Source organism: Streptomyces sp. NPDC096040 (assembly GCF_040303265.1).
Classification (GTDB): domain Bacteria; phylum Actinomycetota; class Actinomycetes; order Streptomycetales; family Streptomycetaceae; genus Streptomyces.
In genome coordinates this window covers 336,232-361,722 of record NZ_JBEOTA010000003.1, presented here as the reverse complement: position 1 = coordinate 361,722, position 25,491 = coordinate 336,232, and the positions used below count along the sequence as shown (strand labels likewise).

Sequence of the window (25,491 nt, the reverse complement as noted above, 5' to 3'; positions counted from 1 at the left end):
GGTCGGTAGGTCTGGCACCGCCCCGTGGTGGTTGCCGCCGCCGCGGGGCTTATGACCCAAATGGTACGAGCGCACCGGGGCCCGGGATCATGTCGCCGGGCCCCTCGTACAGGGTCGTTACGGCAGGTCAGCCGCATCCTCGTCGCCCTCGTCGCCGTCCGTCTCGCCGTCGCTGGTCTGCTCGCGCAGGAGCGCCAGGATCTCGTCTCCCAGGCGCTGCGCGTCCACGTTGACGTCCAGCCGCTCGGGCTCCGCCAGGCCCCACAGCCTCACGATGCGGTCCACCAGCCGGGCCGCGCCCTCAACTGCCTTCAAGTCGCCCTTTAGGGCCTTGGGCCACACGGCCGCCAGCAGCCGCTGGTAACGGCCGAACTGGATCTCTCGCAGCTTGCCCGCCTCGGTCTCCAGGTTGGTGAGGTTGGCGGACAGGGCGCGGTCCACGTCGGTGTGGGCGGCGCCCCTGCTCGCGTAGCCGAGCCGGTCGGCGATCGTGTCGTAGTCCACCCCGGCCAGCACCATGGCGATGGCCTTGGAGCGGCGCTCGGCGACCTGGGCGCGCTTGGCCTTGCTCGCGCTCATCGGGTGCCCTCCGTTCGCATATCCCTATTGGTTCGCATGACCGAACGCTCATCCGGACATGAGGCGGTGCAGCTCCTCACGCGCCTTGGGGCTGTCGAGGAACAGGCCGGTGTAGGCGGCGGTGACCATGACGGAGCCAGGCTTACGGGCGCCGCGGTGGGCGAGGCAGCCGTGTTCGGACCGGATGATGCAGGCCGCGCCCACGGGGGCTAGGTGATCCTCCAGGGCCTCCGTCACCTGGCGGGTGAGGTCTTCCTGGGTCTGGAGGCGGCGGGCGTACACGTCCAGGACGCGCGGCAGTTTGGACAGGCCGGCCACGGGGTCCCCGACCGCCGGCTGATACGCGATGTCGGCGTGGCCGTGGAACGGGAGCAGGTGGTGGGCGCACAGGGACGTGAAGGGGACGCCGGTGACCACGATCGGGGTGCCGGCGTGCTGGGCCGGGAACGTGCGCGCCAGGTGCTTGGCGGGGTCCTCGTCGTAGCCGGCGGTGAACTCGTTGAGTGCCCGCAGTACCCGGTCCGGGGTGTCCACCAGGTCTGGGGCGGCCGGGTCCAGGCCGCGGGCGGCCAGCCACAGGCGCACGCCGGCCTTGAGGGCCACGGCGGCCGGGAGTGGGTCCCCCGCGTAGGCGGAGGCGGGGAGCTGGATGGTGCGCCCCTTCCTGGGAGTGAGAGCGCCCGGGGCGACGTTGAGGCCCTGCGGCTGGTCGGTGGTGGTCATGGCTCATCGGCCTTTCTCGTCGCCCCAGATGGCGACATGCAGGCGGTGGGACAGGTTGAACCCGGCGGCGATGGCGGGGTCTGCGAGCTCGCCGAGGCGGCGGGTGATGGTGGCGGTGTCGGTGCCCTCGGGCATGATCCACACCCGGGCCGGGTCCAGGGCGTGGGCGGCGGTGAACACCTGCACCTCGTGGAGGTCGTCCAGGTCGCGGCACACGAACTTGAAGCAGGCTTTGCGGGTGTCGTGGAGGGCGTACAGGGCGCCGGGCCGGATGCGCTTGTCCGCTGGGTCGCCGGCGTGGGCGAGTTTGGGCGAGACGTTGAAGCAGGTCACCCAGCGGGCGGTGTGCTCGGTCGGCTCCTGGGTGCCGTTGGTCTCCACCTCGATCTCCGCGCCAGCGAGGATGAGCGCACCGAGCAGGGACCGCCATCCGTCCTGGTGCTGGTGGAGCAGCGGCTCCCCGCCCGTGATCACGACCATGCCGGGGTCGCCGTCCAGGGCCCGGGTGATGATCTCGTGCACGGGGCGACGGGTGAGGGTCTGGCGTAGGTCGAAGCGGGAGGCGTCCCAGCTCTCTGGCTGGTCGCACCAGGTGCACGAGAGGTTGCAGCCGCCCAGGCGGATGAACGAGCAGCGCCGTCCGGCCGAGGGGCCCTCTCCTTGCACGGTGCAGCCGAACACCTCTTGCACGACGAGGGTGTCGGTGGTGTCCAGGTCCAGCGTCACGAGGCGGCCCCGGCCAGGGCGGTGGGCTCCCAGATGGCGGCGTTGACGTGGGTCTCCTGGAGGTGGACGCGGGAGACGTAGGCGCCGGGTGCGCGGACGAGGTCGAACAGGATGTCGCCGGCGACTTGGGCGAGCAGCTCGGCGGTGGCTTCCACGGTGGGCCAGCCGGCCACCTCGTACACCTTGGAGCCGTGCGCCCGGAGGACGGGCAGGAGGGCGTCCTGGGCGCCGAGCATGGCGCCGTGGTCCAAGTGCTGGTCCACCCAGGCGCGGAACTCCTTCTTGAGGGCGCCGAACTCCACGACCAGGCCGCCGCGGGACAGCTCGGGGGCGGCCACGGTGACCTCCGCCCACCAGGAGTGGCCATGCAGGCTGGTGCACTTGCCGGGCAGGTGCGGCAGCCGGTGGGCGGTCTCGAAGTTGTGCTTCACAGTCACCAGGTGACTCATCGTGTTTGTCTCCTAACCGTACGTCACGATATTGTCGAACGCATGCCGAACAAGGGAGGCGCGGTTACCGCGCTCGCTGAAGCGCGCCGTGGTCGCACGGCGGATGAGTGCTGGCCCTGGCCCCGGTACGTGATGAAGAAGGTGGGGTACGGCCAGGGCAGCTACGACGGGAAGTTGTGGCTGGCCCACCGGCTGGCGTGGACTCTCGCCAACGGCCCTATCCCGGACGGGGCCGTGATTGACCACGAGTGCCACACGCGAGTGCGTGAGACGTGCGTGGACGGTCCGGACTGCCCGCACCGCCGGTGTGTGAACCCGGCCCACATGCGCCTGGTGACCCGGACTGGTAACGCCCTGGCGGGCAACTCGCCGCTGTCGCACAACAAGCGCAAGACGCACTGCGACAACAACCACCTGCTGGAGGGGGACAACCTGCGCATCAGGACGTGGGCGAACCGGGCGCCGTCGCGGGAGTGCATCACGTGCAGCCGCGAGCGGGCGCGCGAGAGCCGCCGCAAGGCGAAGCTGCGGGCTCAAGAGGCGCCCTCCGCCGAGGAGTAGGGGCTGGTGCGGGCGACGGTGTAGCGGGTGGTGCCGCTGTCGTGGCCGATCTGGTCGCGGACGCCGATGACGTCCAGGTGGACGGCGCGCAGCTGGTAGGCGCCGCCCCACGGCTCCCATGCCGGGTCCACGTAGCCGTCGAGGCGGGCGAATAGGCGGTCGGCGATGTCCTCGTTGGTGGCGTCCTTGAACACGGCCCGGGTGAGGGCGTGGATGTAGCGCTCCAGGGCGGCGTTGGTGTCGGCGAACGAGGGGTAGCCGTGGCGGCCGACGGTGTCGTAGACGACGGTGACGGCGCCGGTGTGGGAGTGGGCGCGCAGGCCCATGGCCCGGTTGACGTTGGTGAAGAAGACGGGGATGGGGCCGACGGTGACGGTGCGGGCGAGGGGGAAGGGGTCGAGGGGGTTCGGTGCGGTGAGGCGGCGCTGCTCGCATTCCTCCTCTTCCTGCCTGGTGGCGTGCGGGGTCTCGCAGATGGGCGGGGTGCCGGGTGTGGTCATCGGGTGGTCTCCAGGTGGGCCCGGGCCCGTACGCCGTTGCTGGCCCGGTAGATGTTGGTGGTGGTGGACTCGGCCAGGTACAGGTGCAGGCCTGGCGTGGCCGTGCCGCCGTGGCGGGTGATCGGGTTACGGGGGCTGGGCGGCAAGCGGATGGGGCCATGCCGGGCGCGTAGGTATGCCTCCGCGCGGCGCCACGCGACAGCAGCGGTGACGGTCGCCTCGGTGCGGTCGTAAGTGCCGTGGGAGGCGTACACGCGCGGATCGGTGTGGTGGGCGCGCAGCAGGTCCCGGTGCTGGAGGACCTTCTGCTTGTCCCGCATGAGGAAGCTGACCCACTGGCCGCGGTGGTGGTCGAAGAGCTTGACGATCCCGAACCGGTACGGCTGGGTCCATGTCGAGGAGTCCACGCTGTAGAACGGCAGTCGGCGCACGACGTCCCAGACGGTCATGCCGAAGCCGTGGAAGACGGCCCGGTCGCCGGCGATGCGGAATGCCTTGTCGAGCCAGGGCAGCAGGTCATCCAGGGGGTTGCCGAGGAGCTTGCCGAGGGCGATGTAGGTGTATCCCTCGTCGATGTACCGCTCCAGGTAGCTCCAGGGCTCGCCGGTGTGGAAGACGGGGATCGGGGTGAGGCCGTGCTGGGTCTCCAGGGCCTGCTGGTTGCGCCATGTGGCCTCTGGGGCGCCGATGACGTCCAGGTTGGCGTACAGGGTGAGGTGCTGGTCCCAGCGGTGGCACCAGGTGGCATAGCCGTCCAGGGTCAGGGAGATGCCGAGGGTGCGGGCGGAGTGGGCGCCGGAGTCCCCGAACACCATGGCCGGGCCCTGGTGGACGCTCTCCAGCAGCGGCCCGAAGTTGTGGCCGCGGAAGTAGGCATAGGAGCAGAGCACCTTGAAGGGCTGGCCGTGGCCGGCCGCGGTGGTGGTCATGCGGCCGCCCGGGCGCGTGCCGTCTCGATCTCGCCGAGGAGGCCGTGCAGCTTGGCCGTGTCGTCCTCACCGGGGTGGGCGTCGAGAGCTGTGCGCCAGCGGTCGAACGTGGCATGGCTGACGCGCAGGGTGATGACCGGCAGGAAGGTCTCCGGGGTGCTCTCCTCATCCGGGCTGCCGTCCAGGCCGGGGCCGTCGCCGCTGCTGGTGCTCGCGGGGCGGGCGGTTGCCTTGAGGTCGTCCTGCGGGAGCGCGATCAGCTCGGTGATGTCCGCGACGTCCTGATCGCTGTAGCCGGTGCCGTCGACGTCGCCGAGGGTGCCCAGCAGCTCGGCCAGGCCGGCGTAGTCGTAGCTGCCGAGGTCCGCGGTCCTGTTGTCCGCGAGATTGACCCGCAGTGCCGTCTGGTCGTCGCACTGGACGACGTCGCAGCGCGCGATGGGCACCCAGTGCGGGCTGTTGCGGCAAACGCCGCACGCCTTGACGCCGCAGTCGCCCCCGCCGTGCTCGAACAGGGCCTGACGGGTGTGGTTGCCGGCGAGGACCACCATGCGGCCGTCCGGCTGCTCGCGGACGACCAGGCCGCGGTACTGCCCGTTCTTGCGCAGGCTGGCCAGGATGGCGCCGGTGTCGCCGCGCTTGGCGTTGCCCGGGTAGGGGGTCAGCTTGTCCACCGGGATGGTGTCGGTGCGCAGGTAAGTGGCGGTGGTCATCGGGCGGAGTCCTCTCGGGTGGGTCGGGTCAGTTCCAGCAGCCAGGCGAGGCGGGCGCCGTCGTCGGCGGAGCGGGGGCAGGTGGCGGTGGCGGCGTAGAACTCATCCCGGACGGCGGGCGGGATGCGCAGGCGGAGCACGGGCCACAGGCCGCTGCCCTCGCCGCGGTCGGCGGGTTCGGCGGCCGGGGTGGCGCGCGAGCGGCCGGCGGGCGTCTCGTCGCCGTAGTCCTCGCGCGGGGCGTACGTGTCGGCCAGTTCCTCCAGGGAGGGGGGCGGGGCGATGAGGCGTTCCACGTCCGCGTCGGTGTAGCCGGTGCCGTCCAGGTCCGGCAGGTAGGAGAGGAGTTCCACCAGGCCGTCCAGGTCCCAGTCGCCTTTCTCGGCAGCCCGGTTGTCCACGAGGTTGATGCGGCGGGCGGTCTCCTCGTCGCACTCCACGACCTCCACGCGGGCGGTCGGCTCCCAGGGCAGGCCGTTGCACAGGGCGCAGGAGGCGTCTGGGTTGGCGAACGTCGGGATGGACGCCGTGCAGGGGCCACGGCCGTGGAGGGCGAGCGCCTGGAGGGTGTGGTTACCGGCGAGCACCACCAGGTGGCCGTCCGGGAGTTGCCGGGCGATGAGGGAGCGGTACTGCCCGCTGGTGCGCAGGCTCTCCAGGATGAGGCGCACGTCGCCGCGGCGGGCGTTGCCCGGGTAGAGGCTCAGCTCCTCCAGCGCCACCTCTTGGGTGCGCACGTACGTCGCCTGTGACATGGGCTTATTCCCCTGCTCGCGGTCTGGGCGACGGAGAAGGATAAGCGGAGGCGCAAGTTCCGTCCCTGTGTCTGATTACGTCCCGTGCCGGGGGCTGAAGTGGGTGGTCCCCGCAGGGTGGATAGCCCAGAATGCGACGGGTGGGCGACTGGATAGCGGCCGTGTTCGGTCTAGTGGGGGCGGTAGTTGGTGCCAGCGCGGCGATCTGGGGCGCCAACCGGGCGGCGAAGATGAGCGCGAACCTGCTGGTCGTGCAGCTACGCGCGGAGGATCAGCGATGGCAGCGCGACCAGCGACAGGCCGCCTATCAGGCGATGCTGAACGCTGACCGTCGGCTGACTGATGCCTGTGCGGTCGCTGTACGCAACCGCGGCGAAGAGCCGCCAGGGATCTTCGACGAGATCGCCGCCGCTTCCGAGGAAGCTCGGGAAGCGGCACGACTGCTTGAGATTCCAGGGCCGCAGAGCGTCGTGGACGCCGCCACCCAACTTTTGGTCGCGGAGAACGTCCTGCTGGCCATTCAGCCCATCCGGACGCAAGACCTTCGCCGGTGGAGGGAAGCTCTCCAACAGCACCAAGTGGTTGCGGCTGCGTTCCGCCGGGCCGCGCGCAGCGCTTTGGGTTACGTCGACCTTGAGGTGCCTGCCTTGCCGCCGACCGATGGCGCCATCTGAGGCGATCCCCGCCGGGCGCCTCGGGCGTCCTGCTCGGCCTGCCACTGGCGGAACGTGCGCCCTTTCATCCGACGCCGGAAGGCCGGGATGTTGTTAGACGGGATGCCCGGAGCGGGGCCGAGGACGGCCAGGAGGTCGCTGGAGTCCTGGCTAGCCACCCGCCTTACGCTGATTCGCGGGCTGCCGTAACGGTCAGCGCGGCTACTACGGGCGGCTGGCCAGCACTCGTAACGGTTCGACAAGTTCGGCAGTCCGTGTTTTACCTGCGGCGCGGCCATGGAATGATCGCTGCACTCGGTAGCCAGAGGGAGGCGGTGGGTGCATGACCAGCCCGGAGAATCCCTTCGAGGCATCGGCGTCAGCGCTCGGATACCTCTACCAGCTCCGCGTGGCGCTCCAGCGGTGTGTGGAACTCTCCAGGGGCGGGATCGAGTGGAGTGTGGCGATTGAGGCAACGGACGATGTCCAGGCCCTCATCGGGTCGCACACCGAGCTGACCCAGCTGAAGAAGCGGGCAGACAACGTGAGACTGACCGACCTGTCGTCGGACCTGTGGAAGACAATCAGGGTCTGGTCACACGCCGTCACCGAGGGGCACATCGACCTTGCCGAGACAAGCCTCTACCTGATTACCACCGCAGAACTGCCGGACGACGGCGCGGGGTTCCTCCTGCAGCCCAAGGCCACCGGACACCGTGACGAGCAGGCTGCCGAGGCCCTCCTCGTCCAGGCGCGGCAGTCCTCGAAGAGTACGACGTTGGCCAAGGCCTTCGAGGCGTTCGACGCGCTCGGGGCGCAGCGCCGGGCCGAGCTCATCAGCCGGGTCGAGGTCATCGGTGACGCGCCGGGGATGGACTCCATCAGGGAGGACCTGCTCGGCTACGCAAGCCTGGCCGTCGAGCGCCGGTACGCCGAGTCCTTTCTTCAGCGTCTTGAGGGCTGGTTCTTCGAGCGGGCGTCCGTCCAGATGAGTTTCCCGGGGTCGGATCCGGTGACCGGCGCCGAGTTCGACGAGCTGTTCAACGATCTGCGCAATCAGATCGGTGAGCACAATCTGCCGATCGACCCTGATATCGCCGCGCTCACGGCTGCGGCCCCGGCCGCTGCCGATGCCGCCGACAAGGTGTTCGTGCATCAGCTCCGGTTGATCGACGTGGGCGCGGAGCGGATCGGCTACGCGGTTCGGGACTGGGTGAGGGCCTTCGCTCAGCGCTCCCGCTGGGCGAATGAGAACCTGCTACGTGCCGGCGAGATCGGCGCGTATGAGCGCAGGCTCGTGGAGGAGTGGCAGTCGCGCTTCGCCGAGATGCGTGAAGACCTCGGCGATGAAGCCACCGAAGAAGAGATGAAGCGTGAGGCCAAGCTGATCTACAGGTGGGTCGACCGGGAGGCCCGGCTTCGCATCCGCACCGGCTGTGAAGAGGTGTTCGTCGTCAAGGGCTCGTACCAGATGCTCGCGGACGAGCTGCGGGTCGGGTGGCATCCGGACTTCAGCGCCCGGCTGGCGGCTCTGCTGGAGCCGGCGGGAGCCGCTGATGGCCGAGCGTGACCTCAGCCGCGAGGAGCGCGCCCTGTTCAACCCGGCCTTCACAGCACTCGTGTGCGTCCGGGCTGTGCAGGGCTACGAGAAGCAGTACCGCTCCGCCTGCCCGCTTCCAGTCGCAGTGACCGCCGCGGTCATGGCTCTCCAACCGTCCATCCGGACGGCGCTGCCCGCCACCATCCGCACCGGGCTGATGAACTGGCTCGACGAGAACGAGGCCGTGCGCGTGGCCATGGGTCTCAACGCCGCCGCCCTCGCCGCCGTCGTGCGACCAGGCCTGCTCTTCGCCCTTCAGAGCGATGTGCTCAGGCTTCAAGGCTCCGGGCTGACGGTGAAGCCACGGGCCGTGACGGCCCTCAAGGACGGCCCCGAACAGAACACCGCCATCCAGAAAGCCGCCCACCAACTCGGGCGCTGGCTGCCCAGCACCGGCAGCATCAGCACCGTCCTGACGCTCCTGGGAGTCCAAGCGTGACCTTTCAGATCCAAGCGGTCACCGTCTACGGCAAGCAGCCCGGGCAGGTCCGCACGGTCCCGTTCCACACCGGCACCCTGAACATCGTCACGGGCGACTCCCGGCGCGGGAAGAGCGCGCTGCTGACGATCATCGACTACTGCCTGGCTAGCTCCGACTACCCCGTCAAGGCCGGCAAGGTCCGCAAGTACGTGGGCGCCTACGCCGTCACCCTGGCGAAGCCCGGCCAGCAGCTCTTCGTTGCCCGGCGCGCCCCGGAGCCGGGGAACGCCGTGAGCACCGTGCTGTGTGTCCTGTCCCAGGCCCCAGAGACCCCGCCTCCCCCGCTGGAGGAGCTGACCTTCGCGACGCCCCTGGACACCGCCAAGGACATCCTCAGCGACTTCTGCGGCATCGACCGCACCGTCAAGGTGCCCGCGGTCGCCCGCGCCCAGACCATCGCTCCGTCGATCCGCCACGCGCTGTACTTCTGCTTCCAGGCGCAGAACGAGGTCGCCAACCCCGACCTGCTGTTCCACTCCCAAGGTGAGGAGTGGCGGCCGAACACCATCCGGGGTGTGATCCCGTACTTCCTTGGCGCCGTCGACCCCGAACAGGCAGCGCTGCGCAACAGGCTGCGGCTCCTGCGCCGGGACCTTTCCGACCTTGAAGCCAAACTCGCCCAGGCCCGCGACCTCGGCCCAGCGTCGGGCCAGGCCCGAGCACTGCTCACCGAGGCGGTCGAGGCAGGGCTTCTACCGCACCGCGACAGCGAGCCGACGGCCGAGGAGGTCCTTGGCCTTCTGCGGTTGGCCTTGGAAGGCAGCATCCGGCTAGAGCTGGAGTCCCGACCGGACAACGACGGCGACCCGTTGGCCGCCGCCATCGGCCGGCGCGCCCAACTCCGGCGCGCCGTCGGGCAGTCCCGGGCCCGCATCGCCGACCTCAAGCGCGCGGTCGAGGAGAATGACGACTTCGCGGGTGAGGCAAGAGAGCAGCGCCGGCGTCTCGCGTCTCTCGGGTTGATGCGACTGTCCCCGGACACCTCCCAGGCCGCCCAGTGCCCGGTGTGCGAAAGCCCGATCGCCTCGGCCAACACCACGGTGGCGACGATCATGCACGACCTCGAACGCCTCGACGGCGATTTGCAGGTGATCGGCAGCGACACACCCGCCCTGCAAAGCCAGACGGCCCTGGAGGAGGAGCAGCTGCAGCAACTGCGCGCGGCGCTCTCCCGCAGCCAGGACGAGATTAACGAGATCAGCGCCGGGCTGCGCGCGCTGCAGCAGGAACCGGACCAGTCGCAGCGGGCCGCCCATGTGCGCGGTCGTATCAGCCTTTACCTCGACACCACCGCCCAGCATGTGAGTGCCCCGCAGGTCGAAGACCGCCGCGACGACCTCCAGCGACAGATCGCTGAGCTGGAAGAGCTCCTGAGCGACGACACCCAGGGCGACCGGCTCACCAGTTACCTGTCCTTGATCAGCCAGAACATCCGCACCAAGGCTGCCGCACTGGAGCTCGACCACTCGGACGCGCCCATCCGCCTCGACGTCAACCGGCTGACTGTCGTCGCCGACACGGCCGACGGTCCCGTCCGGCTCGCCGACATGGGCAGCGCCGAGAACCACCTGGGCTACCACGTCGCCACGCTGCTGAGCCTGCACGAGTGGTTCAGCGAGCACCGCGGACCCGTCCCTCGGACGCTGATCCTCGACCAGCCGTCCCAGGTGTACTTCCCGCCCGACTACACCGGCGAGCCCACACCCCAGGGGACCGACCTCAGCCACCTGCTGAATATCTACCGGATCATCAACGACACCGTCCAGGCACTCGACGGCGCGCTCCAGGTCATCGTCGTCGAGCACGCCGACCTGGCCGACCCGCTCTTCCGGGACCACGTCGTCGAGCGCTGGCGCTACAGCAACAGCCAGGCCCTCGTACCTCCGGAGTGGATCACTGAACCGATTGACGACGAGGACGAGTAGCCCAGCACTCGACGTTCGGCGTCCGCTCCACGCCGAGTGCACCTGCCGCCGTAAAGTTCGAAGCCCGTCAGCGTGATGGACCACCGAAGCAGCCAGTGGACATCGAACAGCTGGCCCTGTCGCCGAACAGTGTGATCTAAGCCACAGGGCAGCGAAGGAATGAGACACCTTGATCCTCCATGGCGTGTTGGCGCCTCGGGGCTCCGGTCCCACGTAAAGCGACACACACGCGGGGGACACGGCATCTGCAGCGACACCGGACGCGCAGACCCCAGCAGCCGGACAGGTCTTGACGGTGCGCCCGTCTCGCAGCCGGGTGGCCAGCGCGGGCAACGTCCAGTGCCAAATGCCCTCGTCGCGTAGCTCGCTGTTCTGGGTCAGCAGCCGCTCAGGGCGGCGCAGGCGGCGCCGCGCGGGCGGGGCGACGTCCACGGCGGTGCTCATGCTTCCGGGGCCCCTGCGGCGAGCAGCAGCGCCTTGACGGTGACCACGCCGTCGTGGGCGTGGCGGGAGTCCAGCACGGCCACGAGGGTGCGCAGCGCGCGGAGCACGATGACGCTCGCGTCCTCCGTGTGGAACACCTCGCGGGCGGCGGCGACCAGGCGGGCCGCCTCGTCGCGGTCGGCGGCCGGGTACGTCAGGAGCATGGACCGCATGCCGTCCGGCATGGGCGGCGCCACGGTGCCCGGGGCGGGGCCCTCCGGGATGCTGTCGCCGCTGGCCGGCGGGGCGCTCGAGGTGGCCGGCTCCGCCGGTGCGGTGTTCCCGGCCGGGGCCGCCGGCTGCTCGGGCTCCTCGTCCTCCTCGTCCTCGTACGCCTCCTCGATGGCGGCGACGAGGTCGGCCAGGTCCTGGTCCGTGTAGCCGGTGCCGGCGAGGTCGCCGTCGAGACCGGCGATCAGCTCCGCCAGGGCCTCCTCGTCCCACCCGCCCGTCTGCGCGGCCTTGTTATCGACCAGGTTGATGCGGGTGGCGGTGGCGTCGTCGCAGGTGACGATCTCGCAGCGCGCTACGGGCGCCCATTCCTGGCCGCCGCACAGGGCGCAGGGCAGCAGCTCCTCGCCGTCCACGGTGGTGGTGAGGCCGCAGGGTCCGGGGCCGTGGGCCAGGAGGGCCTGGAGGGTGTGGTTGCCGGCGAGGACCACCAGGCCGTCGCCGGTGTCGCGCACGATGAGGCTGCGGAACTGGCCGGTCCGCACGAGGCTCTGCAAGATGACGGCCGGGTCGCCGCGGCGGGCGTTGCCCGGGAACGGGCGGAGGTCGCCGAGGGTGACGTCGGCGGTGCGTTCGTAGGTGGCCTGGCTCATGGCGTGTTGTCCCTGCTCGGGGGCTGCTTGGGCAGCGGAGCAGGGTACGCCGGGCGGCGAGCGGGGGCCTGGGGACGACGAGGGCCCGCCCGGGCCGGAGGGGGCGGCCGGGGCGGACCAGGTGCTCGCCTGTGGTTACCGACTGTGGGGACCGGCGGGGCAGCGAAGGGCGCTAAACCGATCTCCGCAGGTAGCAGCCCAGGATGGTGGGCGAGCCGTACAGCCTGGACGCGCTACTTCGAGTCCGGGAAGTGTCGGAGCTACACCAAGGGAACGAAATAGTGCTTCTTAGGCTTGCTCACCAGAACGGCCCTGGGGCTTCGGTGCGCGACTCGATGCCCGCGGTGATGATCTCCCCACGGTTGCTCAGTGAAAGGCCGCAGAAGGGGCAGGAGAAGGATTCGACGGTTCCGACATCGATGACCCCGCCAGAGTGCATGCACTCCTCCTCCCACCTTTCGCATTGGCAGGGTACGGCGTTGAGGTCCCCGTACACATTGCCGGCGTAGCCGCACGCTGGACAGTCTCGCCACCACGCGTGCTCACCAGTTGCCTGGCTGTTCCTAAGCCATCCGGTTGCGTCGAGGTTGATCAGGCTGAGAATGACAGGGAGATCGAGGTCGAGGTATTGCACGTCGACGAGTCCTGCGATGACGCCCGACGCGATCATGACCTTGACGGTCACGGCGGTGTGAGCTTGCCGCATGACGCCAGCGTCGTCGGGCGAGGTGTCGGACCGGCCGGGGAGTGAGAGCACTTCGTACTCTGCGAGGAGCTGAGCGGCGGCCTGGCGGGCCTGGGCTCCGGCGGTCCGTAGTGCGGAGACCAGTGCAGTGTTCAGGGCGGTGCGGGCAACGTCCTCCTGGTGCTCGCCGGACCTCGTTGCCGATTCCCAGGCCGCGGCTTCGACGGCTGTGGTGACGGCCATCGAGATCGCGGCGCGGGTACGAGCCCGTTCGGTGAGCGCGAGTTGTTCCGCGAAGGCTTCGATGAGGGGTCGGTCGGCATGTCCTGCGGGGGCGGGCATGTCAGCGACCTGGGCTAGGTCTGCAAACACGCTCACGTACTCGCCCCAAAAGTCAGCCGGATCGATCCCGAGCTCGGCGCGGACGGACTCGACAACCTGGATTCCTGTCTCGACAGCCTTCCTGACGGCCAGGTGGTCATCGACGTAAGCAGAGTGGGCGACGCCGTTACGGGAGTTGGCGAACGGTCGAAACGTCTGCTCGTCAACCGGCATGCGGCCGCGCATGAGAATGGTGGCGGTCTTGAAGGCATCGAGGATGCCGATGGTCCTTGCCTCTGAGAGAGGCTTGACGCCGTCCGCGTCGCCGTGTCCAAGGGAGTGGAAGCGAAAGGCCTGGTCGCCCTTTTCCGCTATCAGCAGCGGGTTGTGACGACACAGCAGGGCCTTGAGGATGTGCTCGCATCCGACACCGGCGTGTAGTACAGCGAAGACGTAGTTCCCTGCGCGCCACGAGTCCAAGGTCGCGCGCAGGAACTGGCTCGCCATATCTGCAAAGTTCTTCTCGTTCAACTCTCCCGCCCCCTCTCCCCGATCTTGGCTCAGCCGTCGGACCTCCGTCCAGTGGAGGTCCTGCAAGGTCGCTCATGGGACGCCGTCCACGTTGCGCGATTGCACTGAGGCTGCGCCATGCTCGTTTCCGCAGTTCAGCGGGGCTGGTGTGATGCGCCGGTGAGGTCCTCACGCTGACAGGTGGCCTGATCATTAGCACGAGATCGTCTGGCGTGGGCGTTCTCGCGGGTTCTGGCGTGAGGTTCGGGGGCTGCTGCGTAGGTTCCGCGTCGGGAGGAATGTTCATGACGGACGTACTGACGTGGTTGATCGAGCGGCGGCTTGAGCTGGCGAAACGTGCCGAACTGCTGCGCAAGGAGCTGTGCGAACTCGAGCTGGAGTGGCCCGGTTGGAGGCCGCCGAGGTGGTGTTCGGGCAATGGTTTGAGGCCACCGACGGTGGACGGCGACCGCCGGGCATCGTGTCGCCGGAGCCGGAGCCGGAGCCGGTTGCTGTGACGGTGGGCCCGGGTGCGGGCGGGATGCGGGTGGTGCCCGATCGCGTCGAGGGGATGGGGCTGGAGGCCCTGACCTCGGAGTACCGCCGGATCATGGAGATCGTGGCGGGGGCGGACGGTCCGGTGATGGCCAAGGACGTCGCCCTCGCGCTGGGCCGGGAGACGACCCCGGCGAAGATCGAGCCGGTCCGGGGCCAGCTGCGCAAACTCTCCGACCGTGGCTGGCTTGTCCGCACCGCATCGGGCCGCTACCGACCACGCTGACCAGCGGTGCTGACGGCCGGACGGGCCGATTCCTGCCGTAACGCGAGGGCCCCCGGCGGGAGTTGGTAGATGTGTGACCAAAAACCAGCCCGCCGAGGACGCTCAGGAAGTTGTCTACCAGGTCCGCCTCCCGCTGTCGAAGCGGACCATCAGCCTCGTCGCCGACCTGATACGCCGGCGCCGGAACCAGATGCGCTCGCCCTGGCGCAAGGCCGAACCCGGCCGGATGGCCGTCACCGTGCTCGCCGTTCTGCGCCACGACCAGCGTCTGGCCGACACGGCCGGCGGCAACGGGGTCGGGGAGTCCACCGTCCGCCGCTGGGGGAAGGAAGTCGTGAAGCTGCTGGCCCCCCGGTCCCAGCGCCTGGACCGGGCGTTGAAGAAGATCGCCCGCCTCGGCGGGGTCGTGGTCCTCCTCGACGGCACCCTGATCCGCACCCACCGCCGCACCGGGAAGGACGACCGGAAGAGACTCAGGCAAGCACAAGGCCCATGGCCTGCTGTTTCTCGCGCTGACCGACGAGAAGGGCAACCTGATCTGGATCTCCGCGGCCAAGCCCGGCCGGTCCAGCGAGATCACCACCGCCCGCCACAACAAGATCACCGAACACCTGCGGGAAGCCGGCCTCGGCGCCCTGGCCGACCTCGGCTTCGTCGGCCTCGACGACAAACCCGCCGACGACCCGGTGATCATCACCGGCCGCAAGGCCACCCGCAACCACCAGCTGACCGCTGCCGAGAAGGAGACGAACCGCCTGTCAGCCGCGAACGCGCCGCCAACGAACACGGCTTCGCGAACCTCAAGTCATGGCGGACCCTGACCAAGCTCCGCACCGACACCCGGCAGGCCGCCACGCTCCTGCGAGCCCTGCTCGTCCTGGCGAACAGCGAAGTACAGCGATGACGGGACGGGCGGACGAACTCGCCCCGACGATCATGCCGCCTACCAGCGTGAGGACCTCACCGGTGGATCACACCAGCCCCACTGAACTGCGGAAACGAGCTTGGCGCAGCCTCACTGAGCCGTGTCACTTCGAAGTCGCTCGTGACGTCAGGGAGGCTGCAGGGAGATGATCCGTCAGGACTCTTGCCAAATTCTTACCGATTGATCCACTTTTTCTTCCATGTCTTGGAAAAATCTTGAACCGACCGAGGGAACCCCTTTACGGCGTCGCGGCATCCGCTACATGGGGATCTAGGGTCACAAAAGCCTTCAACCAGGACACTCACAGCCGAGTACCCCGCCAGCTTCCCTTTGGAGATCCTTGACTATTTCAAGGGTTCCACTTGACCATCTCCTTCGAATCCCATGGGTTTACTGCGAACCTTCAGTGAAGATCAGTTCGTTTCTGTTGGCTCCGCTTTGCGGAGTACGAAGGGAGGGAGCTGATCGTGCGTCACAGACCTGTGGCCCATGACAGATCGAGAAGGGGCGGGTCGCGCCAGGCGCGACGGCTGCGACAGATCGCTATCGGTGTGGTGATGCTGTTCGCGGCCGAGGCCGCGCTGGTGTCGCAGGACACTGGCATCGCGTTCGCTACGCCGACATCCGGTGTGCCGGCGGAGTCCGCTCAGTCGGACGCCACCAAGACGCCTCGTCCTGCGCAGGCGCAGGACGAGGCGTCTGCGGTGCTGATGGCGCGTCTGCAGGACCGGAAGATCGAGGTGTTGTCCGCCCGGGCGACGGATTCGACGACGTATGCGCTGCCCAGCGGTGAGCTGGAGACGGAGGCGTACGCCGGTCCGGTGCGGGTGAAGCAGGACGGCGTGTGGAAGGACATCGACACAACGCTGTCCGACACCGGCGCCGACTTCACGCCTGCCGTGGCGGCGGCGGATGTTGCCGTCTCTGACGGCGGTGACTCGGATCTGGCGTCGGTGGCCAAGGGCAGGGAGTCGTTCGGGCTGGGCTGGGAGGACAAGCTCCCGACGCCGACCGTCAAGGGCAGTACCGCCTCCTACGATTTGGGCAGTGGCCAGACTCTGTCCGTCACGGCGCTCGCGCAGGGTTTCTCCGAGAACGTCAAGCTGGCCCAGCAGCCCGGCGACGCGGTCTCCTACCGGATTCCGCTCAAGCTGGACGGGCTGAAGCTGTCCCAGGCCGAATCCGGGCACCTGCTGCTGAAGAACAGCGGTGGCGATCTGGTGGCCGAGGCGCCGGCCCCGATGATGTGGGACGCGAGCAAGGATCCGGCGTCCGGCGAGTCCGCCCACCAGGAGCAGGTGGCGACGAAGGTCGAGACTGCGGACGACGGTTCACAGACGCTGGTCCTCACCCCGGACCAGGACTTCCTGGCCACCGCGACCTATCCGGTGACCGTGGACCCGACCTCCACCCTCGCGGTGACCACGGACACATGGGTGCAGAACCCGGACTATCCCGACTCACAGGTCTCCTCGCAGGAGCTGAAGTCGGGCACGTACGACGGTGGTACGGACACGGCGCGCTCGTACCTGAAGTTCGACGTGTCGAAGTTCACCGGCAAGCACATCACGTCGGCGACGATGTCGCTGTACAACTACTACTCGGCGACCTGCTCCACCTCCGGTGCTGCGACGCAGGCCCGGCGGATCACGTCCACCTGGTCCTCGTCGTCGATCACCTGGGGCGCCCAGCCGTCGACCACGACGACCGGCGTGGCGACGAACACCGGGCACTGGGGGTACTCCTCGTCCTGCGCGGCCAACTGGTCGAACTGGAACCTGCAGACGATCACGCAGGCGTGGGCGGACGGCTCCACCAACTACGGTCTGCAGATCCGCAGCGCCGACGAAACGGACTCGACGACCTGGCGGCGCTTCCGGTCGGCGAACTACACCACCACCGGCTACGCGCCGAAGCTGGTCGTGACCTACAACTCGTACGCCACCACCTCCGGCGCGGCGATCTCGCCGAGCGCTCTGAACGCGTACAACGGCAAGCGGTACGCGACCTCTCTGACACCCAAGCTGTCCGCGAAGGTCACCGACGCCGACGGGTCCTCCGTCAAGGGCCAGTTCGAGATCACGGCCGACCCGGACTACGCGGACACCACGTACTCCTATACAGCGACAAGCGGAAACGTTTCTTCGGGTGGGAGTGCCTCGATCACCGTGCCCACCGCGTCCGCGCTGCCGGCCGGCAAGCACCTGCGCTTCCGTGTCCGCGGCTACGACGGCACCGACTACGGTCCCTGGTCCGGCTACACCACGTTCGTGATGAACACCGGGCTCCCCGCCGCCCCCGTGATCAAGTGCGCCGCCTACCCGGCCGGCGCCTGGACCGCCAAGGCGTCCGGCGGGGTGCCGTGCACGCTCGACACCTCCTCCACCGACGGCGCCGGATTCCAGTGGAGCCTCGATTCCACGGTGCTCGGCCAACGCGCCCTGGACACCACCGACGGCAACGGGGGCGACGAACAGACCATCACCATCGCCCCGGGCAACGGCCCGCACACCCTGCGCGCCCGCACCGTCGACTCCGGCGGCAACCTGTCGTCGGCCACCACCGTGTACTCCTTCGGCGTGGGCAGCGGGTCCCTCGGGGTGACCGCCCCGCGCGACGGCGCCTGGACCACCTCCGACGTCGACCTCAAGGCCAGTGGCGACTCTGGCTTCACCGGCGCGACCTGGGAGTACCGCCGCGGCGCGGCCGACACCTGGCGCAACATCCCGGTGGGCGACGTCTCGGCGGGATCGGCCACAGTCTCCGCCTGGCCCGTCGCGGTCACCGGCGGCACGTCCACCGCACTGACCTGGCACATGGACGACACCCTCGACGACGACGGCACCGTCCAGCTGCGCGCCACCTTCACGGACGGCGGGTCCAGCGCTTCCAGCACGCCCGTCTCCGTCACCCTGGACCGGGCCGCCGGATCGGCACCGCAGCAGAACGTAGGCCCCGGCAGCGTCAACCTGCTCACCGGCGACTTCGCCATGACGGCCGATGACGCCTCCGTCTTCGACGCGACCGTCTCCCGCACCTTCTCCTCGCGCGCGGTCGACACCGAGACCGCCGGACAGGCGCCGGTCTTCGGCCCCGGATGGGTGTCGTCCGTGACGGCCACCACCGGCATCGGCTACACCAGCCTGCGCAAGACCTCGGGCACCTCGTTGTCCCTGATGAACGCCGACGGCAGCTCGGTCGCCTTCACCCGCTCCGGCACCACCACCTGGAACGCTGAGCCCGGTGCCACGCAGATGACGCTGACCGGTGCCCTGGACCAGGACACCTTCACGCTGAAGGACTCGGTCACCGGTGTGGTGTCCACCTTCGGCAGGCTCACCGACGCCACGACCTGGACGCTGCGTACCAGCCAGCAGTCCACCGAGGACTCCACCACCACCGTGGCCGTGGAACCGGTGACCTCCGGTACCCGCACGCTCAGCCGGCCCAAGTACCTGATCTCGCCCAACAAGGCGGTCGACAAGGACAACACCGCCTGCGCCGCCAAGCCGAGCACGGCAGGCTGCCGCGTCCTGGAGTTCGTCTACGCCGACTACACCACGGCCGCGGCCGGCAGCCTCGGTGACATCAAGGACCAGGTCAAGCAGCTGAAGGTATGGCTCACCGACCCCGGTGCGAGCGCTGCCACCTCGACCGTCGTGGCCCAGTACGCCTACGACAGCTCCGGGTTGCTGCGCGAGGCCTGGGACCCGCGGGTCCCCACCGCCCAGAAGCAGACGTACACCTACGACGCCGCCGGACGCGTGGCGACGTACACGTCCGGTGCCGAACTGCCCTGGACGCTCAGCTACAGCACCGGCGGTGATGGCAACGGCCCGGCCGGACGGCTGCTGAAGGCCTCCCGGCCCACCCTGACGCCCGGCACCTCCGGCACCACCAACGGCACCGCCACGGCCTCGGTCGTCTACGACGTCCCGGTCTCCGGCAGCGCCGCGCCCTACCCGATGGACGCCGCCTCGGTGGCCGCCTGGGGCCAGAGCGACCTGCCCACCCGGGCCACCGCGGTCTTCCCGGCCGATCAGGTGCCCGCCGCGAACAACGGCACGGCCCTGACCGCGGCCGACTACAGCAGGGCCACGATCACCTACCTCGACGACGACATGAACACCGTGAACGTCGCCGAGCCCGGCGGGCACATCTCGACCAGCGAGTACGACACGGACGGCAACCAGGTCCGGGACCTGACCGCCGCCAACCGCGAACTCGCGCTCGGAAAGACGACCAGCGCCGACGCGCTCCTCGCGGCCGAGCTGGACAAGGTCCGCGCGGACGCCGCGACGACCGCGCAGGGCACCGCCGAGGCGGCCCTGCTGCTGTCCGACACCAGCGTCTACGGTCCCGGCACCGACGGCACCTCCCTGGAGCGGGAGAGCAGCGGCCCGCTGCACACCGTCACCCTGCGTACCAAGGTCACCGCACCCGCCGGCGGCACGGACTTGCCGGCCGGCACCCCGGTCCTGGCCCGCGCCCACACCGTGCGCACCTACGACGAGGGCCGTCCCGACACCTCCCCGGTCGCCGACCAGGTCACCACCGAGACCACCGGCGCCCTGATCGAGGGGTACCCGGCCGACGCCGACGCCGACACCGTGCGCACGGTGTACGACTGGACGACCGGCCTCGCCGTCAAGGAGATCCGCGATCCCGCCGGCAAGGCGATCACTACGACCGCCGCCTACGACGTGGCCGGCCATCAGGTGAGCACCACCCTGCCGGGCGCCTCCACCACCGGAGCGGGCACGACCACGGCCGTCTACTGGGCCACCACCGGCGACTGCGCCGGACACCCCGAGTGGGCGGGACTGGTCTGCACGATCACCCCGGCTGGCGCCGTCACCGGTGGCGGCGACAACCCGACGCAGCTGGTGAGCAAGTCCTTCACCTACGGGCGCTGGGGCCAGGCCGACACCGTCAAGGAGACCGCGAACGGTGTCACCCGCACCACCACGTCCAGCTACGACCAGGCGGGCCGCGCGCTCGGGACGACCGTGACCGGCGGCACCGGCACCGCCCTGCCCACCACCACCATCAGCTACGACGACTCGGGCCTGGAGACCAAGGTCACCTCCGGCGGAAAGACGATCACCTCGACCCTCGACCGCCTCGGCCGTGAGATCGCGTACGACGACGGCACGGGCAACACCACCCGTACCAGCTACGACTTCCTCAACCGGGCCCTGACCATCACCGACTCCGTCCCGTCCACCACCACGTACACCTACGACACCGCCGCCGAGCCGCGCGGCCTGCCGACCTCGGTCAGTGACTCGGTCGCCGGCACGTTCACCGGCACCTACGACGGTGACGGGCAACTCGTGAAGGAGACCCTGCCCGGCGGCACCACTCTCACGGTCGACTACGACGCCGACGGCCGGGAGACCGGCCGCGAGTACACCGCTTCGGACGACACGACCGTCCTGTCCGACCACGGCGACTACACCGTCTCCGGCCTGCTCGCCTCGCATGCGCAGACCGACGGCGGCACCCTCGTCAGCGACTACGGCTACGACAGCATCGGCCACCTGACCTCCGCGCAGGACGACACCGGCTCGACGTGCACGACCCGGGTGTACGCGTTCGGCGACGACCGAAGCAACCGCACCGGCCTGACCACGTCCACGGTCGCCGAGGCCTGCGGCGGCACCGGTACACCCACGACCGACAGCACGTCCTACACGTACGACAGCGCCGACCGTCTGGTCACCGCGACCCGCGGCACGACCACGGCGAAGGCCGTGTACGACGCCTTCGGCCGCCGTACCACCGCTACCGACGGCACGACAGCCACCTACTACACCGGCGACACAGTCCGGCAGGTCACCAAGGGGTCCGCACGGACGACCTGGGGCCTGGACGCGGCCGACCGGCAGGCGACCGTCACGGCGGAGACCCAGGCCGCGGACGGCACCTGGAGCACCACGTCGACCACGACCCGGCACTACCGCTCCGGTGCGGACACCCCGGCCTGGAGCAGCGTGACAGCCGGCACCGCCGTCACGGTCAGCCGCAACGTCGGCGACCTCACCGGCGGACTGAGCGCCGTCACGAGCGCGAGCGGTAGCGCGGTGCTGCAACTGTCCAACCTGCACGGCGACATCAGCGTGCAGCTGCCGCTCGCCTCGGGCGGTACGCCGGTGGTCCACCACTTCGACGAGTACGGAGCCCCCGACACCACCACCACGGGCGGCTACGGCTGGCTGGGCACCGCAGCCCGCAGCGCGGACGCCCCGGGCGGACTGCTGATGCTGGGCGCCCGCGGCTATGACCCGGCCACCGGAACCTTCCTGCAGACGGACCCGGTACCCGGCGGCGGCGACAACGCCTACGGCTACTGCTCCGGCGACCCCGTCAACTGCACGGACACCGCGGGTACCTTCGACTACTGGCTGAAGTACAACGTCGGAAACCCGCACATGTCGGCGCACCGGTACTTCCAGAAGTTCCGGGACAACTTCAACTGGGTCTTCCCGATCGGCGGCCACGCCAGCAAGCTCAGCCACGTCGGCCAGAAGATGGACCTCTGGGTGAAGATCCTCGGCGTCAAGATCCAGTTCCCGGTCAAGGTGAAGAGCATCACCTCCAACGGCTGGCGTTTCAACACCCGCTGGGGTCACCCGGACTACCCCGGCTTCATCTCCTTCTACTTCACTCACCTGAAGAGCGGGCAGATGCGGATCACCATCCACGGCAACGTGCCGCCCGGGGCGGACGCCTGGTACATCGGCAAGAGCAACTACGTGAAGAAGGCGAAGAGCACCTGGTCCAAGCTCGTCAGTAACCTCAAGGACCTGACCCACTACATCAACACCATGGGCGACGCATGACGCGCTCGGAAGAGAACAACATGACACTCCCCTCCCGCAAGACGGGCGCGCTCCTCGCCCTGGTGTACCTGGTGGTGGTGTTCGGCCTCGACTACCTGAGCGTGGAACGCGGCCAGGACGCCGCGAGCGTGGCCGTCTCGGTCATCACCTTCCCGTCAGGCTTCGTGACGACGATCCTCTTCCTCTTCGGCGCGGTGGTCTTCGGCTATGACGACTACAGCCCCGGCCCCGACACATACGCCCCGTCCGTCCACGCCATCGCGGGCATCGTCCAGGTCGTACTGATCTGGCTCGTCCTGCGGCTGCTACGCAAGCGGCGGGAGAACACCCTGAAGGGACCGCGTCTCTAGAACCGCCTCTCGCACCAACTGGTAGGCCCGGGTCACCCGACCCGGGCCTACCGCCTTTCGAGCTCCGCTGCCTGTTGCCGGTAGTCCGTAAAATCCGGTAGGGGTGTTTCGAGAGTTCCGTCGTCTGCCCGGACACCTACCAGCGGCACTGCCTCCCGGGCCCGCCGAGCGTTGCGGATCCGGGCCGTCGACCCCGCCCGCCGCCACCCACACTGAGCAAAAACCGCTGCCCCACTCAGTCCACTGCGCAGCACCAAACAGCCAGCTCAGCCCACGTATCCTCCGGCGCCGGACACTCGACCCCGCGTAAACCCCACCTACGGAACAGATCTACCGCTCGATACAACTGAGCAACACCAGGTCACAACCAAGATCAATAAGCAGTCGCGTCACAGCTAGAGCAATGCTCATTACCTGTGGATCGGGCTCGTGAGGGCACGCGAAGGGCGTACCTTCCCGAGTGATCGATCGACAGTATCGAGTAGGCCGGTGTTCGCAGCACCGGTCGGGAAGGCACGCCCGTGCTCAGCGTAGTCAACGACGACAGCACCACCGCCAACGGCTCCTCCCTGATCGACGAGATCGTCCGGGAGGGCGCGAGGCGGATGCTGGCCGCCGCACTCGAAGCCGAAGTCAACGCGTATATAGCCGAGTTGGTCGATAAGCGCGACGAGACGGGGCGGCGGCTCGTGGTCCGCAACGGCTACCACCAGCCGAGGAAGGTCACCACCGCGGCCGGGGTGGTCGAGGTCAAGGTCCCACGCGTGAACGACAAGCGCGTCGATGCCGAGACCGGTGAGCGTAAGCGGTTCTCCTCGGCGATCCTGCCGCCGTGGTGCCGCAAGTCCCCGAAGATCAGCGAGGTGCTGCCGCTGCTCTACCTGCACGGCCTGTCCTCGGGGGACTTCGTTCCGGCGCTGGAGCAGTTCCTCGGCTCGGCGGCCGGCCTGTCGGCGGCGACCGTCACCCGGCTGACCGCGCAGTGGCAGGCCGACCACGCCGCGTTCATGGACCGCGACCTCGCTGAGGTCGACTACGTGTACGTGTGGGCCGACGGCATCCACCTCAACGTCCGTCTGGAGGAGGCCAAAGCCTGCGTGCTCGTCCTGGTCGGCGTGCGCGCCGACGGCTCCAAGGAACTGGTCGCGCTCAAGGACGGCTACCGGGAGTCCGCCGAGTCATGGGCCGACCTGATGCGCGACTGCGCCCGCCGGGGCATGCGCGCTCCCATCCTTGCGGTCGGCGACGGCGCCCTGGGTTTCTGGAAGGCCCTGGCCGAGGTGTTCCCCGCCACCCACGAGCAGAGGTGCTGGGTTCACAAAACCGCAAATGTGCTCGACGCCATGCCGAAGTCCGCGCAGCCAGGCGCGAAGAAGGCGATCCAGGACATCTACAACGCCGAGGACAAGCAGCACGCTCGAGCGGCGATCAAGACGTTTGCCCAGCTCTACGGCGCGAAGTTCCCCAAGGCCGTCAAGAAGATCACCGACGACGAAGCCGAGCTGCTGGCATTCTTCGACTTCCCCGCCGAGCACTGGATCCACCTGCGGACCACGAATCCGATCGAGTCGACGTTCGCCACCGTCCGGCTGCGGACCAAGGTCACCCGCGGCGCCGGCTCCCGCACCGCCGCCCTGGCGATGGTCTTCAAGCTCGTCGAGTCCGCCCAGGCCCGCTGGCGCGCGGTGAACGCGCCCCACCTCGTCGCCCTCGTCCGCGCCGGAGCCCGCTTCGAACGCGGCCGCCTCGTCGAACGCACCGAGGTGATAGCGGCATGAACACCGTGGATCTGCGCCCGGCGACGCCGGCCGACAGCGAGTTCTGCTTCCAGCTCCACAAGGCCGCCATGGGCAGCTACGTCACGGCCGTGTGGGGCTGGGACGACGAAGACCAACGCGCCTACCACGAGCGCAGCTTCCGCCCGGACCGCTGGCAGATCATCACCGTCGACGGAACCGACGCAGGCATTCTGATCGTCGAGTACGGCGCGACCGAGGTCTACCTCGGGCGCATCGAACTCCACCCCCGCTACCAGGGACGCGGTATCGGTACCCAGCTCATCCAGTCCCTCACCGACACCGCAGCCCAGCGGGATCAGGACCTGCTCCTTGACGTGCTCACCGTCAACACGCGTGCTCATGCCCTCTACCAACGGCACGGCTTCCGCGAGGAAACCCGCCACGGTGAGAACAACCGCAAAATCCGAATGCGCTTCACCCATCGGCAGACCAAAGAGTGAAGACCGCTACATCACCTGGTCCACAAGTCTTGACGATTGCTCTCGTCAGCTACGCCACAACATGGTGACCGCGGCCCGGCGGGACGTGTACGGCGCAGTGTCACTCATCGAAATTGCGGGCCCCCAAGACGTAGCGGACGCAGCGAAAAGTCTCCTGGATTCGGCCTCGACTCTGATCGCCTTTCGACCGACACAACCCGACTCCGCGCGTGGGCAGTGGGTGCGTGCGCTTGTACGTCATGAGGAGCACCGGAGGCAGTTCCGCGAGGCGGCACGGAACGCCCTCGTCTACGTGGACTTGGCCATCCCGGCGCCACCATCACCAGACAGCGAGTGAAGTTTGCTCTCACCGGGCAGCACGGCGGGCGTCCTGTTCGACCTGCCACTGCCGGAAGGTGCGCCCTTTCATCCGTCGGCGGAATGCCGGGATGTTGTTGGAGGGGATGCCGACGGGGGCGGGGCCGAGGACGGCCAGGAGGTCGCTGGAGTCCTGGGAGTGCCAGCCGTCCGCGCGGATGGCGGCCTCGTCCGGGTACACGTCGGCCACGCGGTCCCTGTTCGGGTCCAGGAGGTGGTCCTCCCGGCCGCCGTAGCTGTACACCCAGCGGAAGTTGCGGGGCGGGTTGGGCGCGACCATGCGTTTTACCCGGGCGATCTCCTTGGTGTACGCGTAGAAGCTCACGCCGGGGCGGAAGATCATGATGCGGAGCCAGGAGGCCAGGTAGTGGTCACTGAAGAAGTCGCCGGCGTCATGGATGCGCACCCACCCGCCCTGGTGGCGTGGGTGGGCGAACTCGGCGGCCATCCGCCGTTGCCAGCCGCCCAGGCCGTCCAGCACGTACTGGAGGTTGCGTTCCCGCCACCCCGGCCCGGCCCCCTGCGGAAGCGCGGCTCGGACCGCAGAACTGCCGGATGCCACCTGGTGATCGAGATG

The 25,491-nt window shown here is 69.0% G+C and carries 21 protein-coding genes and 3 pseudogenes; 11 read left to right on the top strand and 13 right to left on the bottom strand.

Annotation, left to right across the window (positions count from 1 at the left end):
* Positions 1-117: 117 nt before the first annotated feature.
* From ABTY98_RS05435 to ABTY98_RS05420, 4 genes are read right to left on the bottom strand one after another with little or no spacing between them, the layout of a single operon-like run.
* A complete protein-coding gene (locus tag ABTY98_RS05435; protein WP_352219540.1) occupies positions 118-579 on the bottom strand; it encodes a hypothetical protein in 462 nt (153 codons plus the stop codon).
* A 48-nt stretch (positions 580-627) separates the two neighbouring features.
* Complete coding sequence (gene folE, locus ABTY98_RS05430) at positions 628-1,302, bottom strand: GTP cyclohydrolase I (protein WP_352219539.1); 675 nt, start codon at positions 1,300-1,302, stop codon at positions 628-630.
* A gap of 3 nt (positions 1,303-1,305) precedes the next feature.
* On the bottom strand, positions 1,306-2,028 hold the full coding sequence (locus ABTY98_RS05425; RefSeq protein WP_352219538.1) for a 7-carboxy-7-deazaguanine synthase QueE: 723 nt from the start codon (positions 2,026-2,028) through the stop codon (positions 1,306-1,308).
* Positions 2,025-2,477 (bottom strand): 6-pyruvoyl trahydropterin synthase family protein, encoded by a 453-nt coding sequence (locus ABTY98_RS05420; RefSeq protein WP_352219537.1) that lies wholly within the window; start codon positions 2,475-2,477, stop codon positions 2,025-2,027. Before ABTY98_RS05420 ends, ABTY98_RS05425 begins: the two co-directional genes overlap by 4 nt.
* Positions 2,478-2,519: 42 nt before the next feature.
* Between ABTY98_RS05420 and ABTY98_RS05415 the strand changes: the two genes are divergently transcribed.
* Positions 2,520-3,038: an HNH endonuclease signature motif containing protein gene (locus tag ABTY98_RS05415; RefSeq protein WP_352219536.1), complete on the top strand. Its 519-nt coding sequence runs from the start codon at positions 2,520-2,522 to the stop codon at positions 3,036-3,038.
* On the opposite strand, the gene ABTY98_RS05410 is transcribed toward ABTY98_RS05415, so the two are convergent.
* Genes ABTY98_RS05410 through ABTY98_RS05395 form a run of 4 tightly spaced genes read right to left on the bottom strand, consistent with a single transcriptional unit; the run spans position 3,011 to position 5,935 of the window.
* Positions 3,011-3,538 carry a hypothetical protein gene (locus ABTY98_RS05410; protein WP_352219535.1) on the bottom strand — a complete coding sequence of 176 codons (528 nt, stop codon included), beginning with the start codon at positions 3,536-3,538 and terminating at the stop codon, positions 3,011-3,013. The genes ABTY98_RS05415 and ABTY98_RS05410 overlap by 28 nt on opposite strands.
* Positions 3,535-4,467, bottom strand: a complete 933-nt coding sequence (locus ABTY98_RS05405; RefSeq protein ID WP_352219534.1) for a hypothetical protein — start codon at positions 4,465-4,467, stop codon at positions 3,535-3,537. Before ABTY98_RS05405 ends, ABTY98_RS05410 begins: the two co-directional genes overlap by 4 nt.
* Complete coding sequence (locus ABTY98_RS05400; protein WP_352219533.1) at positions 4,464-5,180, bottom strand: ParB/RepB/Spo0J family partition protein; 717 nt, start codon at positions 5,178-5,180, stop codon at positions 4,464-4,466. Before ABTY98_RS05400 ends, ABTY98_RS05405 begins: the two co-directional genes overlap by 4 nt.
* Positions 5,177-5,935 (bottom strand): ParB/Srx family N-terminal domain-containing protein, encoded by a 759-nt coding sequence (locus ABTY98_RS05395; protein ID WP_352219532.1) that lies wholly within the window; start codon positions 5,933-5,935, stop codon positions 5,177-5,179. The genes ABTY98_RS05400 and ABTY98_RS05395 overlap by 4 nt, the downstream gene beginning before the upstream one ends.
* Before the next feature lie 140 nt (positions 5,936-6,075).
* On the opposite strand from ABTY98_RS05395, the gene ABTY98_RS05390 reads away from it, so the two are divergent.
* Entirely contained in the window at positions 6,076-6,609 is a 534-nt protein-coding gene (locus ABTY98_RS05390) for a hypothetical protein (protein WP_352219531.1), read from the top strand.
* Here ABTY98_RS05390 and ABTY98_RS42240 read toward each other — a convergent pair.
* Positions 6,558-6,761, bottom strand: a pseudogene (locus tag ABTY98_RS42240) (hypothetical protein); the annotation flags it as partial. The gene ABTY98_RS05390 and the pseudogene ABTY98_RS42240 sit on opposite strands and share 52 nt — an antisense overlap.
* A gap of 170 nt (positions 6,762-6,931) precedes the next feature.
* Between ABTY98_RS42240 and ABTY98_RS05380 the strand changes: the two are divergent.
* Genes ABTY98_RS05380 through ABTY98_RS05370 form a run of 3 tightly spaced genes read left to right on the top strand, consistent with a single transcriptional unit; the run spans position 6,932 to position 10,594 of the window.
* Positions 6,932-8,158 carry an ABC-three component system protein gene (locus ABTY98_RS05380; protein WP_352219529.1) on the top strand — a complete coding sequence of 409 codons (1,227 nt, stop codon included), beginning with the start codon at positions 6,932-6,934 and terminating at the stop codon, positions 8,156-8,158.
* Positions 8,145-8,627: a three component ABC system middle component gene (locus ABTY98_RS05375; RefSeq protein WP_352219528.1), complete on the top strand. Its 483-nt coding sequence runs from the start codon at positions 8,145-8,147 to the stop codon at positions 8,625-8,627. Before ABTY98_RS05380 ends, ABTY98_RS05375 begins: the two co-directional genes overlap by 14 nt.
* A complete protein-coding gene (locus ABTY98_RS05370; protein ID WP_352219527.1) occupies positions 8,624-10,594 on the top strand; it encodes a DUF3732 domain-containing protein in 1,971 nt (656 codons plus the stop codon). Before ABTY98_RS05375 ends, ABTY98_RS05370 begins: the two co-directional genes overlap by 4 nt.
* A gap of 261 nt (positions 10,595-10,855) precedes the next feature.
* Here the strand turns inward: ABTY98_RS05370 and ABTY98_RS05365 are convergent.
* From ABTY98_RS05365 to ABTY98_RS05355, 3 genes and pseudogenes are all read right to left on the bottom strand, one after another.
* Positions 10,856-11,038: pseudogene (locus ABTY98_RS05365) on the bottom strand (GP88 family protein); the annotation flags it as partial.
* Positions 11,035-11,901, bottom strand: a complete 867-nt coding sequence (locus ABTY98_RS05360) for a hypothetical protein (protein ID WP_352219526.1) — start codon at positions 11,899-11,901, stop codon at positions 11,035-11,037. The gene ABTY98_RS05360 and the pseudogene ABTY98_RS05365, both read right to left, overlap by 4 nt.
* 298 nt (positions 11,902-12,199) lie before the next feature.
* Entirely contained in the window at positions 12,200-13,438 is a 1,239-nt protein-coding gene (locus tag ABTY98_RS05355; RefSeq protein ID WP_352219525.1) for a hypothetical protein, read from the bottom strand.
* Positions 13,439-13,799: 361 nt separating this feature from the next.
* On the opposite strand from ABTY98_RS05355, the gene ABTY98_RS05350 reads away from it, so the two are divergent.
* From ABTY98_RS05350 to ABTY98_RS05325, 6 genes are all read left to right on the top strand, one after another.
* Positions 13,800-14,198: a hypothetical protein gene (locus tag ABTY98_RS05350; RefSeq protein WP_352219524.1), complete on the top strand. Its 399-nt coding sequence runs from the start codon at positions 13,800-13,802 to the stop codon at positions 14,196-14,198.
* Between the two features lie 497 nt (positions 14,199-14,695).
* Positions 14,696-15,019: a transposase family protein gene (locus tag ABTY98_RS05345; RefSeq protein WP_352219565.1), complete on the top strand. Its 324-nt coding sequence runs from the start codon at positions 14,696-14,698 to the stop codon at positions 15,017-15,019.
* Positions 15,020-15,680: 661 nt separating this feature from the next.
* Complete coding sequence (locus tag ABTY98_RS05340; protein ID WP_352219523.1) at positions 15,681-21,968, top strand: DNRLRE domain-containing protein; 6,288 nt, start codon at positions 15,681-15,683, stop codon at positions 21,966-21,968.
* On the top strand, positions 21,965-22,318 hold the full coding sequence (locus ABTY98_RS05335; RefSeq protein ID WP_352219522.1) for a hypothetical protein: 354 nt from the start codon (positions 21,965-21,967) through the stop codon (positions 22,316-22,318). The genes ABTY98_RS05340 and ABTY98_RS05335 overlap by 4 nt, the downstream gene beginning before the upstream one ends.
* A gap of 521 nt (positions 22,319-22,839) precedes the next feature.
* Positions 22,840-24,096: an IS256 family transposase gene (locus tag ABTY98_RS05330; RefSeq protein ID WP_352219521.1), complete on the top strand. Its 1,257-nt coding sequence runs from the start codon at positions 22,840-22,842 to the stop codon at positions 24,094-24,096.
* Complete coding sequence (locus ABTY98_RS05325) at positions 24,093-24,557, top strand: GNAT family N-acetyltransferase (RefSeq protein ID WP_352219520.1); 465 nt, start codon at positions 24,093-24,095, stop codon at positions 24,555-24,557. Before ABTY98_RS05330 ends, ABTY98_RS05325 begins: the two co-directional genes overlap by 4 nt.
* 346 nt (positions 24,558-24,903) lie before the next feature.
* Here ABTY98_RS05325 and ABTY98_RS05320 read toward each other — a convergent pair.
* Positions 24,904-25,413: pseudogene (locus tag ABTY98_RS05320) on the bottom strand (GP88 family protein); the annotation flags it as partial.
* Positions 25,414-25,491 lie beyond the last annotated feature (78 nt).

Excerpts from the sequence above, each read along its gene's own strand:
- ABTY98_RS05435 (WP_352219540.1), bottom strand. The coding sequence starts at position 579 with ATGAGCGCGAGCAAGGCCAAGCGCGCCCAGGTCGCCGAGCGCCGCTCC.
- folE (WP_352219539.1), bottom strand. The coding sequence starts at position 1,302 with ATGACCACCACCGACCAGCCGCAGGGCCTCAACGTCGCCCCGGGCGCT.
- ABTY98_RS05420 (WP_352219537.1), bottom strand. The coding sequence starts at position 2,477 with ATGAGTCACCTGGTGACTGTGAAGCACAACTTCGAGACCGCCCACCGG.
- ABTY98_RS05415 (WP_352219536.1), top strand. The coding sequence starts at position 2,520 with ATGCCGAACAAGGGAGGCGCGGTTACCGCGCTCGCTGAAGCGCGCCGT.
- ABTY98_RS05410 (WP_352219535.1), bottom strand. The coding sequence starts at position 3,538 with ATGACCACACCCGGCACCCCGCCCATCTGCGAGACCCCGCACGCCACC.
- ABTY98_RS05405 (WP_352219534.1), bottom strand. The coding sequence starts at position 4,467 with ATGACCACCACCGCGGCCGGCCACGGCCAGCCCTTCAAGGTGCTCTGC.
- ABTY98_RS05400 (WP_352219533.1), bottom strand. The coding sequence starts at position 5,180 with ATGACCACCGCCACTTACCTGCGCACCGACACCATCCCGGTGGACAAG.
- ABTY98_RS05395 (WP_352219532.1), bottom strand. The coding sequence starts at position 5,935 with ATGTCACAGGCGACGTACGTGCGCACCCAAGAGGTGGCGCTGGAGGAG.
- ABTY98_RS05380 (WP_352219529.1), top strand. The coding sequence starts at position 6,932 with ATGACCAGCCCGGAGAATCCCTTCGAGGCATCGGCGTCAGCGCTCGGA.
- ABTY98_RS05375 (WP_352219528.1), top strand. The coding sequence starts at position 8,145 with ATGGCCGAGCGTGACCTCAGCCGCGAGGAGCGCGCCCTGTTCAACCCG.
- ABTY98_RS05360 (WP_352219526.1), bottom strand. The coding sequence starts at position 11,901 with ATGAGCCAGGCCACCTACGAACGCACCGCCGACGTCACCCTCGGCGAC.
- ABTY98_RS05340 (WP_352219523.1), top strand. The coding sequence starts at position 15,681 with ATGCTGTTCGCGGCCGAGGCCGCGCTGGTGTCGCAGGACACTGGCATC.
- ABTY98_RS05335 (WP_352219522.1), top strand. The coding sequence starts at position 21,965 with ATGACGCGCTCGGAAGAGAACAACATGACACTCCCCTCCCGCAAGACG.
- ABTY98_RS05325 (WP_352219520.1), top strand. The coding sequence starts at position 24,093 with ATGAACACCGTGGATCTGCGCCCGGCGACGCCGGCCGACAGCGAGTTC.